Source organism: Pseudomonas sp. NyZ201, assembly GCF_049860765.1.
GTDB classification, from domain to species: Bacteria; Pseudomonadota; Gammaproteobacteria; order Pseudomonadales; family Pseudomonadaceae; genus Aquipseudomonas; species Aquipseudomonas bharatica.
The window spans coordinates 1,530,569-1,546,942 of sequence record NZ_CP187557.1; the positions used below are offsets into that span (position 1 = coordinate 1,530,569).

A 16,374-nucleotide genomic window follows, 5' to 3' on the forward strand; every position below is an offset into this window, starting at 1 on the left:
CTTGCTCTAGGACGGGCGTGCCAGCAAGGCGAGGCGTGTCGGACAATTCACTAGTGAGGTCTTATTGAGTGAAAAATCGCCTCGGAAAGGTCAAGAAAAAAACTCAGAAATTTCTTAAGTAACTTCAAAAATGGCATGAGCGATTGTCGGAAAAATCGGGTAGAGTGCGCGCCCCAAGAAATGTCCTGCCTGTTTTTATGAAGTTTCGCGGTCGATCCACTGAATCCAATCCCTCCGCTTCTCCCCTTGCCGAACCCCGACGCCTGTCGCTGAAGGTTGCCTTGTGGCTGCTCGACAGCCCACGCCTCGGCGCCAAGCCGCAGGTCAAGCATTTCGCCGGGCGCTTGCTCAAGCAGCCGGCGCGCGCAGGGGTGGTCGAGGCGCAGAGCCGTTTGGGGCGCATGCTGTGTCGCGAATGCGGCAACGCCCGCGATCGTCGCATCGGCCACGAGCTGTTGCGCCAGGCTGCTCGTGCCGGCGATCACAGTGCCCAGCTGGAACTTCGCCGATTGCCGCGCGACTGAAGAGCCGGACCGACCTGATGACTGTTAAGCTCAGCGGGATTTTTTCCGAGGGGTGAACATGCTGTCGATGGTTGCACTGGATCTGACCAGCCTGATGCTGGGTATGTTGCTGGCGGCGGTTCCCGCAGCCGTGGTGCTGGTGCGCTGGCAGCGTCGGCACAGTGAGCGCCAGGCGCAGATGAGCTTGCAGGAAGAGCGCCTGGGCGGCGCCTTGCTGGCCCAGGAGGGCTTGCAGGCGCAACTGGACGCCTGCCGCGACGAGATCAGCGACCTCAGCCAGGCCAACAGCGCCAAGCAGGCCAGCCTGGCGGCCCAGGCCCGCGAAATCGATCTGTTGCAGATCGAGCGCGACAACGCCCGCGATGCCGCCCACGCCTGGAACCTGGAGCGCAGCGCGCGTGAAGCCGAACTGCGCCGCCTCGACGCCCGTTGCGCCGGCCTCGAAGCGGAATTGCGCGAGCAGCAGGACAGCCATCAGCAGCGCCTCGCCGACCTGCAGGCTTCGCGCGATGAACTGCGTGCCCAGTTCGCCGAGATGGCGACGAAGATCTTCGATGAGCGCGAGCAGCGCTTCGCCCAGACCAGCCAGCAGCATCTCGGCCAGTTGCTCGATCCGCTCAAGGAGCGCATCCAGGCTTTCGAAAAGCGCGTGGAGGAAAGCTACCAGCAGGAAGCCCGCGAGCGTTTCTCCCTGGCCAAGGAACTGGAGCGCCTGCAGCAACTCAACCTGCGCCTGAGCGACGAAGCGACCAACCTGACCCAGGCCCTCAAGGGCCAGAAGACCCAGGGCAACTGGGGCGAACTGATCCTGGAAAAGGTCCTTGAACATGCCGGCCTGGAGAAGGGCCGCGAGTACCAGACCCAGGTCAGCCTCAAGAGTGCCGACGGCGAGCGCTACCAGCCCGACGTGCTGATCATGCTGCCGGGCGACAAGCAGGTGGTGGTGGATTCCAAGGTCAGCCTGACCGCCTACCAGCAGTTCATCGGTGCCAGTGAGGACGACGTGGCCCAGGCCGCCCTCAAGCAGCATGTGCATTCGCTGCGCAGCCATGTGAAAGGCCTGTCGAGCAAGGACTACAACCGCCTCGACGGTCTGACCAGCCTGGACTTCGTTCTGCTCTTCGTCCCCATCGAAGCGGCGTTTTCGGCTGCCCTGCAGGCCGAGCCGGGCCTGTTCCAGGAGGCGTTCGACCGGCAGATCGTCATCGTCAGCCCGACCACCCTGCTGGCCACCCTGCGGGTCATCGACAGCCTGTGGAAGCAGGAACGGCAGAGCCAGAACGCCCGGGAAATCGCCGAGCGGGCGGGCTGGCTGTACGACAAGTTCGTGCTGTTCATCCAGGACCTGGACGAGCTGGGCAGCCGCCTGCAGCAGGTGGACAAGGCCTATGCGGCCGCGCGCAACAAGCTCTGCGAGGGGCGCGGCAACCTGGTCAGCCGCAGCGAGCAGCTCAAGCTGCTCGGTGCCCGGGCCAGCAAGAGACTGCCCGGCGAGTTGCTGGAGCGGGCCATGGCCGGGGAGGCCGACCCGGCCAACGATGCGCTTATTGCACCAGGCTCAGATGGCGATTGAGCAGCGCGCGCAGGGCCGCTGGCTTCACCGGCTTGCTGAGGAAGTCGAGGCCGGCCGCGTGCACCTTGGCCATGGTCTCGCCATGCCCGTCGGCGCTGATCACCACCCCCGGCACTGGCTCGCCGAGGCGGGTGCGTAGCCAGGCCATCAGCTCGGTACCGATTTCGCCATCGTCGAGGTGGTAGTCCACCAGCGCCAGGTGCGGGCGCAGGCCTTTGTCCAGCAGCGCCGCGCACTCCTCGCGATTGCGCGCGGTGGACACCTGGCAACCCCAGCGACTGAGCAGGCTGTTCATGCCGATCAGGATGCTGTCTTCATTGTCCACGCACAGCACTTGCAGGCCCGCCAGCGGTTGTCCGGCCTGTTCCGGCGATTTCGCCTGTTCCGGCGCCCGGGCCGTGGCCAGCGGCACACTGACCCGGAAGACGCTGCCCTTGCCGGTCCATGAGCGTACTTCCAGCGGGTGGCCGAGCACCTTGCACAGGCCGTCGGCGATCGCCAGGCCCAGGCCCAGGCCTTTCTCGGCACGGGTCTGGTGACTGTCCAGGCGCTTGAACTCCTCGAAGATCACTTGCAGCTTGTCGTCGGCGATGCCCGGGCCACGGTCCCAGACTTCCAGCCACAGATGCCCCTGGCTGCGACGCACGCCCAGCAGGATCGGGCTTTTGCCGTAGCGGAAGGCATTGGTCAGGAAGTTCTGCAGGATGCGTCGCAGCAGCTTCATGTCGCTGTGCACCCGCAGCTTGCTGCCACGCACGCGGAAGTCCAGGCCCTGTTCCCGCGCCAGTACCTTGAACTCGGCGCCGAGGGTGTCGAACAGCTCGTTGAGGGCGAAGGGCTTGGCGTCCGGGGTGATCTTGCCGTTCTCCAGGCGCGAGATATCCAGCAGGTCGCTGATCAGCTCTTCCGCCGAGCGCAGCGAGCTGTCCATATGCCGGACCAGTTGCTGGGCTTCCTCCGACAGGCCTTCGGCCTGGTGGGAGAGGGCGGCGGAGAACAGTCGTGCAGCGTTGAGCGGCTGCATCAGGTCATGGCTGACGGCCGCCAGGAAGCGCGTTTTGGACTTGTTCGCTGCCTCGGCATGGCTTTTCGCCTCGGTCAGCGCCAGGTTCAGTTGCGACAGCTCGCGCGTACGTTCGGCGACCCGCTGTTCGAGGCTTTCGTTGGAGTCCTTGAGCAGTTGCTCGGCTTCGCGGAACGGGGTGATGTCGGTGAAGCTCATGACGAAGCCGCCGCCGGGCATCGGGTTGCCGATCAGTTCGATGACCCGCCCGTTGGGGAACAGGCGTTCCGAGGTATGCGCACGCCCCTGGCGCATCCAGTGCAGGCGCCGAGCCACATGCACCTGGGCCTCGCCCGGCCCGCACAGGCCGCGTTCGGCGTTGTAGCGAATGATATCGGCGATCGGCCGGCCGACACTGATCAGGCCGTCGGGGTAGTTGAACAGTTCCAGGTAACGGCGGTTCCACGCCACCAGGCGCAGCGACTGGTCGACCACGCTGATGCCCTGGCTGATGTTCTCGATGGCGCCTTGCAGCAGGGCGCGGTTGAATTGCAGCACCTCCGAGGCTTCGTCGGCGATGCGCACCACGTCTTCGAGCTGCATGTCGCGGCCTTCGATGGCCGCCTTGACCACCGCGCGGGTCGATGACGTCCCCAGTACCCCGGCGAGCAGGCGCTCGGTGTGTTCGATCCATTCGCCGTCGGCGTTCTGGTTGGGGTTGAAGCCCTTGCCCTGGCGATAGGCGAAGCGGATGAAGCTCTGCCGTGCCCGTTCTTCGCCAACGAAACGCGCGGCCAGGTGCAGCAGGTCGTCGATCTGCACCGCCAGCAGCGAGCGGTTGCTCGGCCGCGAGCTGCTCTGCTGGCCGATGAAGCGCCCGGCCTGCCAGTGCTCGGTGACCCGGGTGCGCGAGAAGATCGAGACCCAGGCAAAGATGATGAAGTTGCCCGCCAGGGACAGCACCACGCCCTGGGTCAGCGGGGTGATCGGCAGGCCCAGCGGGTTGCCGTGCAGCCAGGCCAGGCCCGGGAACACTTCCAGCGGCCAGCCCAGGCTGTGGGCCGCGATCGGCAGGACCAGGGTGTAGAACCAGAGGAAGGTGCCGGTCGCCAGGCCGGCGAATACGCCGCGGCGGTTGGCCTGTTTCCAGTACAGGGCACCGAGCATCGCCGGGGTCAGTTGGGTCACCGCAGCGAAGGCGATCTGGCCGATGGTCGCCAGGCTCGCCGTGGAGCCGAGCAGGCGATAGCTGACATAGGCCAGCAGGAGAATGACCACGATGGTCACCCGGCGCACCGTCAACATCCAGCTGCGGAACGCCTCGAACGGCCGCTCGGCGTTGTTGCGCCGCAGTAGCCAGGGCAGCAGCATGTCGTTGGAAACCATGGTCGACAGCGCCACCGCTTCGACGATGACCATGCCGGTAGCCGCCGAAGCGCCGCCGATGAAAGCCAGCAGGGCCAGGCTCGGATGGGCCTCGGCCAGGGGCAGGCTGATGACGAAGGAATCGGAAATCACCGTGCCCGGCAGCAGCATCTGCCCGGCCAGGGCGATGGGCACCACGAACAGCGCCGCCAGGACCAGGTACAGGGGAAAGACCCAGCGCGCCAGGCGCATGTCCTGGGGTTCGATGTTCTCCACCACCGTGACCTGGAACTGCCGGGGCAGGCAGATGATCGCCATCATCGCCACGCCGGTCTGGACGATCATCGACGGCCAGTTGATGGTTTCCTGCCAATAGTTGTCCAGGGCCGGGGCGGCGCGGGCCTGGCTGAACAGGTCGTCGAAGCCGTCGTACAGGTTGAACACCACGAAGGCACCGACGGCGAGGAAGGCCAGCAGCTTGACGATGGCCTCGAAGGCGATCGCCAGGACCATGCCGCGATGGTGCTCGGTCACGTCCAGGCTGCGGGTGCCGAAGACGATGGAAAACAGGGCCAGGACCAGGGAGACCACCAGCGCCGTGTCCTGCACGCGGCTACCGGTGGCGTCGGCATTGGCGCCGATCAGCAGGTTGACGCCAAGGACGATACCCTTCAGTTGCAGGGCGATATAAGGCAGGACGCCAACCAGGCAGATCAGCGCCACCACCACGGCCAGGGTCTGGGACTTGCCATAGCGCGCGGCGATGAAGTCGGCGATGGAGGTGATGTTCTCCTGTTTGCTGATCAGCACCATCTTCTGCAGCACCCAGGGCGCAAAGATCAGCAGCAGCACCGGGCCGAGATAGATCGGGAGAAACGCCCAGAGCTGTTCCGCAGCCTGGCCGACCGCGCCGAAAAACGTCCAGCTGGTGCAATACACCGCCAGCGACAGGCTATAGACCCAGGCACGCAGGCGCGGTGGCAGCGGCGTGCCGCGACGGTCGCCGTAGAAGGCAATGGCGAACATGATGGCCATATAGGCCAGGGCGACCACCGCGATCAGCCCGCTGGACAACGACATGGAGACTCCGAACCAAAAACCACCTCGATCAATCAGTCTGGCATGCCGCCTGCGCTTCGTCAGCGCCGACGAAAGTCGCGGTGGCAGGTCGTCGCAGGGAAAGGCCATTTCAGGCGGTTCGCGGCAGCATCGGGCTGTTTTTTATCTGTTAAATCGATAACAGATAGAGAAAATAACCGTTATATGGATATATCTTTTACTTGTAAGGTGTTTTCACCTCTTCAGAGGACAGGAGACCCGACATCATGCCTTGCCAGACCGCCGCCCATCCCTTGCGCCCCTTCAATCGACTGACCCATCCCCGGGAAGTGATTCGTCAATTCACCCCCAACTGGTTCGCCGTGGTCATGGGTACCGGCGTGCTGGCGCTGGCCTTGCCCCAGGCGTTTCCTCGGCTGCACGCGGTGGCCGAGGCGCTGTGGTGGCTGGCGCTGGGCTTGTTCGCACTGTTCAGCGTTCTATACAGCGCGCGCTGGCTGATGTTCTTCCATGAGGCGCGACGGATCTTCAGCCATTCCACGGTTTCGATGTTCTTCGGCACCATACCCATGGGGTTGGCGACCGTGCTCAACGGCGCGCTGGTATTCGGCCTGGCGCGGTTTGGCCAGGGCATCCTGCCGTGGGTAGAGGCGCTGTGGTGGGTGGACGTGGGCATGGCACTGCTCTGTGGCGTGGCGATACCCTTCCTGATGTTCACCCGCCAGGAGCACAGCATCGACCAGATGACCGCCGTCTGGCTGCTGCCGGTGGTGGCCGCGGAAGTGGCGGCGGCCAGCGGCGGCTTGCTCGCTCCGCACCTTGCGGACAGTGCGCGGCAGTTGCAGGTGCTGGTCACCAGCTACGTGTTGTGGGCGGTGTCGTTGCCGGTAGCGTTCAGCATCCTGACCATCCTGATCCTGCGCATGGTCCTGCATAAGCTGCCGCCGGCGCATATGGCCGCGTCGAGCTGGCTGGCACTGGGGCCGATCGGCACCGGAGCGCTGGGCATGTTGCTGCTGGGGGGCGAGGCGCCAGCGATCTTCGCCGCCAACGGGCTGGCCAGCTTCGGCGAGACCGCGCGCGGGCTGGGGCTGATCGCCGGGATGGTGCTGTGGGGGTGCGGGTTCTGGTGGTTGCTCACGGCGGTGCTGATCACCCTCAAGCATGTGCATCAGGGCATGCCGTTCAATTTGGGCTGGTGGGGCTTTACCTTTCCGCTGGGGGTGTATGCGCTGGCGACCCTGAGGCTCGGGGCGTGGCTGGAATTGGGGTTCTTCAAGGGCATGGGCGCGCTGCTGGTGGTGGCGCTGGTGGGGTTGTGGTCGCTGGTGGGTTGGCGAACCTTGTGCGGGGCCTGGCGGGGGGAGCTGTTTGTTTCTCCCTGCATCCAACAAATCTGAAAGCAGGACGCGGACCCTGTGGGAGCGGGTTCACCCGCGATCGCGATAGTGAATCCACCACCGCAATCGCGGGTGAACCCGCTCCCACAGGGGCCGCGCTTGGCTTCGGAAGGGCTGGCCGCAGGCAAGGCTTATCCGGCAAAGTGTGGCTTTTCCCGCTTTCGGCGCCTCAAATAACCAACGCCCCGAACAGGTACATGGACGATGAGCCACACCTCGCAGTTCGCCTTGCTGAAGAAGCGCCGCTTCTTGCCTTTCTTCATTACCCAGTCGCTGGGTGCCTTCAATGACAACCTGTACAAGCAGTCGCTGATCCTGGCGATCCTCTACAAGTTGAGCCTGGGCGGCGATGGCTCGATGCTGGTCAACCTCTGCGCCTTGCTGTTCATCCTGCCGTTCTTCCTGTTCTCGGCCCTGGCCGGACAGTTCGGCGAGAAGTTCGCCAAGGACGCGCTGATCCGCACCATCAAGCTGGCCGAGGTGGTGATCATGGCCATCGGCGCCGTGGGCTTTATCTTCAACCAGCTGTGGCTGCTGCTCCTGGCGCTGTTCGCCATGGGCACCCACTCGGCGCTGTTCGGCCCGGTCAAGTATTCGATCCTGCCCCAGGCCCTGCGCGAAGAAGAGCTGGTCGGCGGCAACGGCCTGGTGGAGATGGGCACCTTCCTGGCGATCCTCGCCGGTACCATCGCCGCCGGGGTGATGATGTCCACCTCGGAATATGCCCCGGTGGTGGCCTGCGGCATCGTTCTTACCGCCGCGCTCGGCTATCTCGCCAGCCGCTTCATTCCACGCGCCGCCGCTGCGTCGCCGCAACTCAAGCTGCAATGGAACATCTTCTCCCAGACTGCCGCGACCCTGCGCCTGGGCCTGGGCCAGACCCCTGCGGTGTCGCGCTCGATCGTCGGCAACTCGTGGTTCTGGTTCGTCGGGGCGATCTACCTGACCCAGATCCCGGAGTACGCCAAGCTGTGGATGCATGGCGACGAAACCGTGGTCACCCTGATCCTGACCCTGTTCTCGGTGGGCATCGCCCTCGGCTCGCTGCTTTGCGAACGCTTGAGCGGACGCAAGGTGGAAATCGGCCTGGTGCCGTTCGGCTCCTTCGGCCTGACCCTGTTCGGTCTGCTCTGGTGGTGGCACTCCGGGGATATCCCGGCAGCCGCCGCGCCGTATGACTGGCTGGCGCTGCTGGAGATGAGCAAGGCCTGGTGGATCCTGCTGTCGATCGTCGGTCTCGGGGTATTCGGCGGCTTCTATATCGTGCCGCTGTATGCCCTGATCCAGGCGCGCACCGCCGAGGACCAGCGCGCCCGGGTGATCGCTGCGAACAACATCCTCAATGCGCTGTTCATGGTGGTTTCGGCCATCTTCACCATGCTCTTGCTGGGCGTCGCCGGGCTGGAGATTCCCCAGCTGTTCCTGGTGGTGTCGTTGCTGAACATCGCGGTCAACGCCTACATCTTCAAGATCGTCCCCGAATTCAGCATGCGCTTCATGATCTGGCTGTTGAGCCATTCCATGTACCGGGTCAAGCACCGCGACCTGGAGCGCATCCCCGACGAGGGCGCGGCGCTGCTGGTGTGCAACCACGTGTCCTTCGTCGATGCGCTGCTGATCGCCGGGGCCGTGCGCCGGCCGATGCGTTTCGTCATGTACTACAAGATCTACAACCTGCCGGTGCTCAACTTCATCTTCCGCACCGCCGGGGCCATCCCGATTGCCGGGCGCAACGAGGACCGCGCCACCTTCGACCAGGCCTTCGAGCGGATTGCCGCGTATCTGGAGGAAGGCGAACTGGTGTGCATCTTCCCCGAAGGCAAGCTGACCGGGGATGGCGAGATCGACGAATTCAAAGGCGGGGTACGGCTGATCCTCGAACGCACCCCGGTGCCGGTGATTCCACTGGCGTTGCAGGGCTTGTGGGGCAGTTTCTTCAGTCGCGATCCGGCCAAGGGCTTTTTCCGCCGCTTCTGGTCGCGGGTGACCCTGGTGGCCGGCGATGCGATTCCCGGTGAGGAAGCGCAGCCGGCGCTGTTGCGTGAACGGGTCGGGGCGCTGCGCGGAGAGGTTCGCTAGCTGGCGCTGACCTTGAGGCCGATCAGGCCGGCGATGATCAGCGCCACGCTGGCCAGACGCACCAGGGCCATGGATTCGCCGAACAGGATGACCCCGGCGATCACCGTGCCGACGGCACCGACGCCGGTCCAGATGGCATAGGCGGTGCCCAGCGGCAGTTCCTTCATGGCCAGGCCGAGCAGGCCCAGGCTGATGGCCATGGCGGCGATGGTCAGGACGGTGGGGAGGGGGCGGGTAAAGCCGTCGGTGTATTTCAGGCCGACGGCCCAGCCGACTTCGAAAAGGCCGGCGCAAAACAGGATGATCCAGGACATGTTCGATACTCCATCAGTGTGATGGGGCCGTCCCCGGGCGTTCACGCGTTGCGTCGCGAGGCCGTCCTCGCTGTGCGCGCTATGGTGCACCGTTCTGGTGCCTGGAGCAAATCCTGGGGCCGCCTTGCGGCCCATCGCCGGCAACGCCGGCTCCCACAGGGTTCATGCGCACCGCCGACCCTCGTGGGAGCCGGCGTTGCCGGCGATGGACCGCAAAGCGGTCCCGGGGACCTCAGATCCCCTGCGGAATCTCTTCCCCACCCAGCGCCTCGAACAGCGCCGGGAGGAATTCGGTGAAGGTCAGCATCATCAGGGTGAAGCTGGCATCCAGCTGGCCCAGCGCTTCCTCGCCGCCGTCTTCCTCGGCCTGGTCCTGCAGCAGTTCCTCGAACTTCAGGCGCTTGATCACCGTCTTGTCGTCCAGCACGAACGACAGCTTGTCCTGCCAGGCCAGGGCCAGTTGGGTGACCTGCTTGCCGGTGCCCAGGTGCATCTGGATTTCTTCGCTGGTCAGGTCCTGGCGCTTGCAGCGCACGATGCCACCGTCTTCGTGGGTGTCGCGCAGTTCGCATTCGTCCAGCACGTGGAAGTCCGGGGCTGCCTGCTGGTTCTTCACCCAGTCGGTCATGGTCGCGCTCGGCGCGATCTTCACGGTCACCGGACGCACCGGCAGCGACCCCATCACTTCACGCAGGGTCGAGAGCAGGTCTTCGGCACGCTTGGCGCTGGCCGAGTTGACCAGGATCAGGCCGAGCTTCGGCGCGATGGCGGCGAAGATCATTGCCCGGCGAATGAAGGCCCGGGGCAGGAAGGCCTGGACGATCTCGTCCTTGATCTGGTCGCGTTCCTTTTTGTAGACCTTGCGCATCTGCTCGGCCTCGATCTCCTCGACCTTCTCCTTGACTGCGTCGCGCACGACGCTGCCTGGCAGGATGCGCTCTTCCTTGCGCGCGGCGATCAGCAGGAAGTCACCGCTGACATGCACCAGGGGAGCGTCCTCGCCTTTGCCGAACGGAGCGACGAAGCCATAGGTGGTCAACTCCTGGCTGGCGCACGGGCGGGCGGGCTTGCTGGCCAGTGCGGTTTCCAGTGCTTCGGCATCGAACGGAATGTCCTGGGTCAGGCGGTAGCTCAGCAGGTTTTTGAACCACATGGGGCGGATCTCTCCTCTCTATATAAGGGGGGCATTATTCTCCGGCGGACGCTTCCAGGCCAAGTCCGCTAAGTCGTTGGAACGCCTGAAAATTTTTTTTCAAAAAGTGCTTTACAGACCTTGGGGTGCTCCGTAGAATGCGCGCCACACCGAGACGATGGGTGATTAGCTCAGCCGGGAGAGCATCTGCCTTACAAGCAGAGGGTCGGCGGTTCGATCCCGTCATCACCCACCACTTCTCAGTGTTACGCGCAGCGGTAGTTCAGTCGGTTAGAATACCGGCCTGTCACGCCGGGGGTCGCGGGTTCGAGTCCCGTCCGCTGCGCCATATTCAACTTCCAGGGCCCACTGAACACCCGGAAGTTACAAAGAAAGCGACCTTAGGGTCGCTTTTTTTGTTTCCGTCGTTCGTCCAGAATCAAACCAGCGCGCTGGTGTCACTTGCCAGCACCTTTTCTGAGCAAGAGATCGACCATGCAGGACGCCAGTATTTCCTCCGCCCCGTTGCTGGGCATTGACCTCGGTACCACAAACAGCCTGATCGCCGTCTGGCAGGAAGGTCGTGCCCAACTCATTCCCAACGCCCTCGGCGAGGTGCTGACCCCGTCGGCGGTCAGTGTCGACGAAGACGGCAGCATCCTGGTCGGCCGCGCCGCCCGTTCGCGCCTGACTACCCACCCCGAGCGCAGCGCCGCAGCGTTCAAGCGTTTCATGGGCAGCGACAAGCGCTTCGAGCTGGGCGGCCAGTCGTTCAGCCCGGAAGAGCTCTCGGCCCTGGTGCTGGGCGCGCTGAAACAGGACGCCGAAGCCTTCCTCGGCGTCCCGGTCAACGAGGCTGTCATCTCGGTCCCGGCCTATTTCAGCGATGAACAGCGCAAACGCACGGTTTTCGCCGCCGAGCTGGCGGGCCTGAAGGTGCAGCGCCTGATCAACGAACCGACCGCCGCGGCCATGGCCTACGGCCTGCACGAGCAGAAGTTCGAGCGCACGCTGATCTTCGACCTGGGCGGCGGCACCTTTGACGTCACCGTGCTGGAGTATTCCCTGCCGCTGATCGAGGTGCATGCCTCCACCGGCGACAATTTCCTCGGCGGCGAAGATTTCACTGCCGCCTTGCTGCAGGCCTGCCTGAAGGACTGGCAGCTCGATATCGCGAAGATCGAGCCCCAGGCCCTGGCAACCCTGTGCGATGCCCTTGAACAGCTCAAGTGCCGTCTGGCCCAAGGCCCGCAGTCACTGAGCTGGAAAGGCGCGGGCGAGCTGCGCGAATGGCGACTGGACGAAAGCCGTGCCCAGTCGATCTGGGAACCACTGCTGGCGCGCCTGCGTGCACCGATCGAGCAGGCCTTGCGTGATGCCCGCCTGAGCCCGCGGGACCTCGACAGCCTGGTGCTGGTCGGTGGTGCCACGCGCATGCCGGCGGTGCAGCAGATGGTTGCCACGTTATTCGGGCGCCTGCCGTACCGGCACCTCGACCCGGATACCATCGTCGCCCTCGGCGCTGCCAGCCAGGCAGCCTGCAAGGCGCGGGACGCGGCCATCGAGGAGCTGATCCTGACGGACGTGTGCCCCTATACCCTGGGCATCTCGACCACCCGTGGCGATGATGTGCGCGGCGCCTTCTCGCCGATCATCGAGCGCAATACGGTGATCCCCACCTCGAAGGTACAGCGCTTCTACAGCACCCACCCCGAGCAGAAGGTGATCCGTATCGAGGTGTACCAGGGTGAGCGTCCGTGGGTGCGCGACAACATCTTCATCGATGCCTTCGAGGTGCAGTTGCCCCAGGTCGGGCGCCAGCAGGACCTCGACGTGCGCTTCAGCTATGACATCAACGGCTTGCTGGAAGTGGACGTGACGTTGCTGGAAACCGGCGAGCGCCACAGCCACAGTATCGACCGCAGCCCCACCGGGCTCGACGAGCAGGCCCGGGCCAACAGCCGCGCGCGCCTCGCCGCATTGAAGATCCACCCCCGCGACACCTTGCCCAACCGCGCCCTCACGGCCCGTCTTGAGCGGGCCTGGATGCACAGCCTGGGCGAGGAGCGCGAGCGTATCGGCGCCTGGCTGGACGAGTTCAATGCGGTACTCGCCAGCCAGCGCGGCGAAGAGATCACCAGCCGTCGCCAGGCTCTAACACGCTTGCTGGACGAGCTCGGCGCTTAGGTTTCAACTGGCGCAGCAGCGCTTGCAGACCACCGGTCGGCGCTGCCTGTCCGTCGCCCGGCCGCCCGAAGCGGTTGGGCAGGACATCGCTGGGCAGCACCAGCAACGCCAGCATGTACAGCGGGATCAGCACCGGGAAGATCACCATGGCAATCCACAGCCACAGTGGCTGTTCGCGGTCCCGCAGGCGGCGTACCCAGGTGCCCAGCCCGGCGCCGATGAAGAACAGCGCGGCAAGCACATGCAGCTCGCTGGGCATCAAAGCAATGCTCGCCAGCAGTCCGGCGCAGAGCCCCATCATCAGGCCATAGCTGCGCCGGCCCAGGCGCCGGTCGATACGCCAGAACTGCCAGGGCGCGACAGCGGTAACCGGGGTCTTGAGCGCCATCAGGCGCTCGGCCAGCGCCAGCACCGCCGTCAGCGCCAGGCGCAGGCCGTTGCCGTTGGCCGGGTCATCCTTGCTCATCTGCAAGGTCGCCAAGGCGCGGGACGCCGGCCAGGCACTGTCCACGGCGGCCATTTTCTCCAGGGCATCCAGGGCCAGGTAGAAGGCATCGCCGTCGATGCCCTGGCGCTCCAGGACCTTGCGCGCTGGCCGCTGGATCTTGCGCTTGGGCAGGTACTGGCGGAATTTCTCGCACCACGGGTCGTCGTCGGCCACGCTCTTCATCTGTTCGAGCAGGTAGCCGCGATCCTCATCGCTGAGCTCCGGGTCGAGGAACAGGGCGCCGAGGAACAGGGTCATGCTGTAGCGGTCGCCGGCGAAGGCTTCACGGTCATTGGCGAAGGTCTTGATCAGCAGCGCCGGGCGCGGCAGGTGTTCGCCGGCCATCACGCTGTCGAGCGTGCAGAGTTCATCGGCGAGCAGTGCCTGGACCGGGTTGGCGTGGTCGAGTTGGCTCAGCAGCGCTTCGACCGGCGTCCCTGACGCCAGCCATTGCCCGAGCAGATCGCGGGTTGCGGCAAACGGATGCCCGGCCGGGTAGTCGAGGTTGCGCAGCATCGACGGGCTGATCAGGCCCAGCCAGCGTTCGGGTTTTTCCAGCAGGGCGAGGATGAACAGGCCCTGTGCATGCCAGGTCCAGGCTGGCGCCATGTCGTCTTCCGGCGGCAGTTCCAGGCCACGCTTGGCCAGCCGTGCCTGGTGGTCCAGGGCGAAAGGGCGGGGATACATCTGCCGCGGGGCGAACTGCTCGAAGACCCGGTACAGCGCGCGCTGGTCGAAGGCGCGCATGTGTCGCAGCCAGTTGCGGCAGGCGAGGGGGCCGAATTCCTTGCCGAGCGGGCGCGGAAAGTCCGGATAGCGTTCCTCGCTGGCGAGATAGCCGCCCAAGGCCAGGGGCACCGGCGCCTCGGCCAGCCAGCGCAGGCGTTGTGCGGCCTGGCGGCGGAATTCCCTGAGCACCAGTTCCTCGTACAGGTCGGTGCTGACGGGTGCTTCGCTGATTTCCCGCAGCAGCCTCTCGTTACCTCGGGACAAGCCCCAGGCATAACGGTAAAGGCGTTGCAGTGCGGGTTGCGGGTGGTCGTCGAGCAGCAAGGCCAGCAGGTTTGTTTCGCACTCGTCGTCGAGGCGCCAATTGACGAACGCGGCGGCTAAACCGTCCGGTTCCGTGCGCCTGGCGATGTACCAGCGCGACAGCGTCTCCGGCGACTGGGCGAAGCTGCCGAACAGCTGGCCCTGTTCCTCCAGGCCTTGCGGCCAGGCATCGACGTCTTGCTGACGATCGAAGGCCTGGATCAACAGTGGCACGAACTGCGGTTGCTGCCCATGGCACAGCTCGATCAGCCGGCGGGGAGCCTGTGGATGGTGGAACTGCCAATGCAGCATTGCCCAACTGCTGAGCGCCTCGGGAATCCGTTCCAGGATGGTCGCGTGCTGCGCCAGGAGGAACAGCAGATCGATATTTTCCGGATCGGCAGCCTGCTGCCCGGCGCAGCGCTCATACAGGCTCGGGCTGGGTACTTCAGCGATGGCGAACTGCACCATCAGGCGCTGGATCAGCGCATCATCCGCCGGCAACGGCAGGCAGGTATGCAGGTTGGCGAAGCTGGCGTATTCGAACAACGGACGCTGGTGGAACAGGTACTCCAGGGAGTTGAGATACCACAGGGTTTCCTGCTGGGCGATCGCTGACCACTGGCCCATCAGGCCGGTGGGGAAGGGGTCGGGTTGCTCCAGATGATCAAGGAAGCCTTCGATCTCCCGTGCGGCCTCGAAGTCCAGGCGCAGCAACTGCTGCGACCAGGCCAGGCGCTTGGCGAGGATGCGCACGCACTCGCGGGAAATCATTCCGCAGCTGCGCACACCTTGCAGCAGCGACCAGCTGACGTCCTCGAGGGTTTCCAGCGGCAATTGATCCAGTTGGCGGACGAAGGCCTGCCAGGCTGGCGGGTCGTAGCGCCGGGTGCTGTCTTCGAGCAAGGCGCGGAATTCGTCGAGGATGCCCGGCGCGGCTGCGGCTGCGGGCTCTTCGCGCGGCGTTTGTGGCTCCTCGCGGGCGTGGCGCAGGGCGCTTTCATAGGCTTCGCGCAGGGCCTGGAAACCTTCCGGATCGGTCTCCGGGTGATGCTCCGGCAGGCGCGCGCGGTAGGCGCCGCGAATGGTGTTCTGATCCTTGGTCGGTTCGATGCCAAGGCGGATCCAGCAGCTCATGACCAGTTACCCAAGTCGAGGGAGGCGGGTTGCTCCGGCAGGTTCAGTTCCAGGTGCCAGGGCAGGTTGACCAGCGGCGAGTCGGGGTCGTTGCTCAGGCTGGCAACGATGTGCTGGTTCCAGTGTTCGGAACCCTGGCGCTCCAGTTGTCGGCTGAATTGCTCGTCGGGCAGGTCGGAGCAGGCCCACAGGCCGCGGCCGATCACATAACCCGAGACGTAGGACGACCAGCTGCCGTAGTAATGCCGTGCCCGGGCGGCCAGGCGCCCTTGCAGCCAGAGGCTTTCATCGAAGCTGATCCATTCGTTGCGCAGCCCGCAGCGCAGCAGGAAGCCCATGCGGCCCAGGTCCCAGGATCGGGTGCCGCCAAAGCCGCAATCGAGGAAGGTGCGCGCGGCGTAATCGTGGAGGATGCGCTCGCGCAGGCTCAACTGCTCCAGCAGCGTCTGCCACTCGCCGGGCAGTGCCCGCTGATAGCGCCAGTAGGCGGTATTGAGGTCGGTAGCGTGGCCGTTGTCGGCCATGCGCATAACGATATCGAGCAACTGTTGGCGGGAGTCGACGTTCCACGACTCGCCCAGGTTGATCTTGCCTTCTTCGTCGTAATAGTACGGCGAGGTGTAGCTCGCGCCGTTGAGCGCGGCCATTGGCGCCGACAGGGCATAGAGCCAGCGCTGTTCGATCTCTTCCATGAAGCACTCCGGGGACGGGCAGGAGGCGAATTGTAACCAGGCGTTAGAGGCTACGACCATGTCTGTCGCGCTTTGGTGCGAGGCTCACCAGGACGGTGCAGGCGGACGCGGATCCTGTGGGAGCGGGTTCACCCGCGATCGCGATGGTGAATCCAGCGACGTCATCGCGGGTAAACCCGCTCCCACAGGGGCCGCGTTGTGTTTTGGAGAGGGGTTCATGCGACAGCGCTGTCGACCCCGAGCACTCTGGCGCGCCCCTTGCTTAAACCCGCCTATCAGGCAATCAACGTCGATTGCCCCATTCACGACAAAGGCGCCGTGCTGCTCCCCTGTTCATTCAGGTCGGGCGGCAGGGCGCTTTTTTGTTTTTGCGGAAAAGGCAGGGGAGGC

9 protein-coding genes, 2 tRNA genes and 1 pseudogene are annotated in these 16,374 nt (G+C 64.9%); 7 read left to right on the forward strand and 5 right to left on the reverse strand.

Features of this window, described 5'->3' with window-relative positions:
• Positions 1 to 197: 197 nt before the first annotated feature.
• A pseudogene (locus ACPFMA_RS07080) lies at positions 198 to 512 on the forward strand (sel1 repeat family protein); the annotation flags it as partial.
• 70 nt (positions 513 to 582) lie between these two features.
• Positions 583 to 2,097: a DNA recombination protein RmuC gene (gene rmuC / locus ACPFMA_RS07085; RefSeq protein ID WP_425929898.1), complete on the forward strand. Its 1,515-nt coding sequence runs from the start codon at positions 583 to 585 to the stop codon at positions 2,095 to 2,097.
• On the opposite strand, the gene ACPFMA_RS07090 is transcribed toward rmuC, so the two are convergent.
• Complete coding sequence (locus ACPFMA_RS07090) at positions 2,069 to 5,545, reverse strand: PAS domain-containing hybrid sensor histidine kinase/response regulator (protein ID WP_420059268.1); 3,477 nt, start codon at positions 5,543 to 5,545, stop codon at positions 2,069 to 2,071. The two genes, rmuC and ACPFMA_RS07090, sit on opposite strands and share 29 nt — an antisense overlap.
• Before the next feature lie 245 nt (positions 5,546 to 5,790).
• Between ACPFMA_RS07090 and ACPFMA_RS07095 the strand changes: the two genes are divergently transcribed.
• Both ACPFMA_RS07095 and ACPFMA_RS07100 read left to right on the forward strand, forming a co-directional pair.
• On the forward strand, positions 5,791 to 6,924 hold the full coding sequence (locus ACPFMA_RS07095) for a TDT family transporter (RefSeq protein ID WP_064304994.1): 1,134 nt from the start codon (positions 5,791 to 5,793) through the stop codon (positions 6,922 to 6,924).
• 204 nt (positions 6,925 to 7,128) lie between these two features.
• Positions 7,129 to 9,003: an MFS transporter gene (locus ACPFMA_RS07100; RefSeq protein ID WP_425929899.1), complete on the forward strand. Its 1,875-nt coding sequence runs from the start codon at positions 7,129 to 7,131 to the stop codon at positions 9,001 to 9,003.
• Here ACPFMA_RS07100 and sugE read toward each other — a convergent pair.
• Complete coding sequence (sugE, locus tag ACPFMA_RS07105) at positions 9,000 to 9,317, reverse strand: quaternary ammonium compound efflux SMR transporter SugE (RefSeq protein ID WP_009407432.1); 318 nt, start codon at positions 9,315 to 9,317, stop codon at positions 9,000 to 9,002. The two genes, ACPFMA_RS07100 and sugE, sit on opposite strands and share 4 nt — an antisense overlap.
• Before the next feature lie 232 nt (positions 9,318 to 9,549).
• Entirely contained in the window at positions 9,550 to 10,470 is a 921-nt protein-coding gene (rdgC, locus tag ACPFMA_RS07110; protein WP_009407434.1) for a recombination-associated protein RdgC, read from the reverse strand.
• A gap of 159 nt (positions 10,471 to 10,629) precedes the next feature.
• Here rdgC and ACPFMA_RS07115 point away from each other — a divergent pair.
• The 3 genes from ACPFMA_RS07115 to ACPFMA_RS07125 all read left to right on the forward strand — a co-directional run bounded on the left by ACPFMA_RS07115 (position 10,630) and on the right by ACPFMA_RS07125 (position 12,636).
• Positions 10,630 to 10,705: transfer RNA gene (locus ACPFMA_RS07115), tRNA-Val, on the forward strand.
• A 16-nt stretch (positions 10,706 to 10,721) separates the two neighbouring features.
• A tRNA-Asp gene (locus tag ACPFMA_RS07120) sits at positions 10,722 to 10,798 on the forward strand.
• Between the two features lie 146 nt (positions 10,799 to 10,944).
• The gene (locus ACPFMA_RS07125) at positions 10,945 to 12,636 is read left to right on the forward strand and encodes a molecular chaperone HscC (protein WP_279897977.1); all 1,692 of its coding nucleotides are present in this window, start codon (positions 10,945 to 10,947) and stop codon (positions 12,634 to 12,636) included.
• On the opposite strand, the gene ACPFMA_RS07130 is transcribed toward ACPFMA_RS07125, so the two are convergent.
• Together ACPFMA_RS07130 and ACPFMA_RS07135 are read right to left on the reverse strand one after the other, a co-directional pair.
• Complete coding sequence (locus ACPFMA_RS07130) at positions 12,584 to 15,292, reverse strand: DUF805 domain-containing protein (protein WP_425929900.1); 2,709 nt, start codon at positions 15,290 to 15,292, stop codon at positions 12,584 to 12,586. The two genes, ACPFMA_RS07125 and ACPFMA_RS07130, sit on opposite strands and share 53 nt — an antisense overlap.
• Positions 15,289 to 15,984 (reverse strand): DUF1266 domain-containing protein, encoded by a 696-nt coding sequence (locus ACPFMA_RS07135; RefSeq protein WP_420057322.1) that lies wholly within the window; start codon positions 15,982 to 15,984, stop codon positions 15,289 to 15,291. Before ACPFMA_RS07135 ends, ACPFMA_RS07130 begins: the two co-directional genes overlap by 4 nt.
• Positions 15,985 to 16,374: the final 390 nt, after the last annotated feature.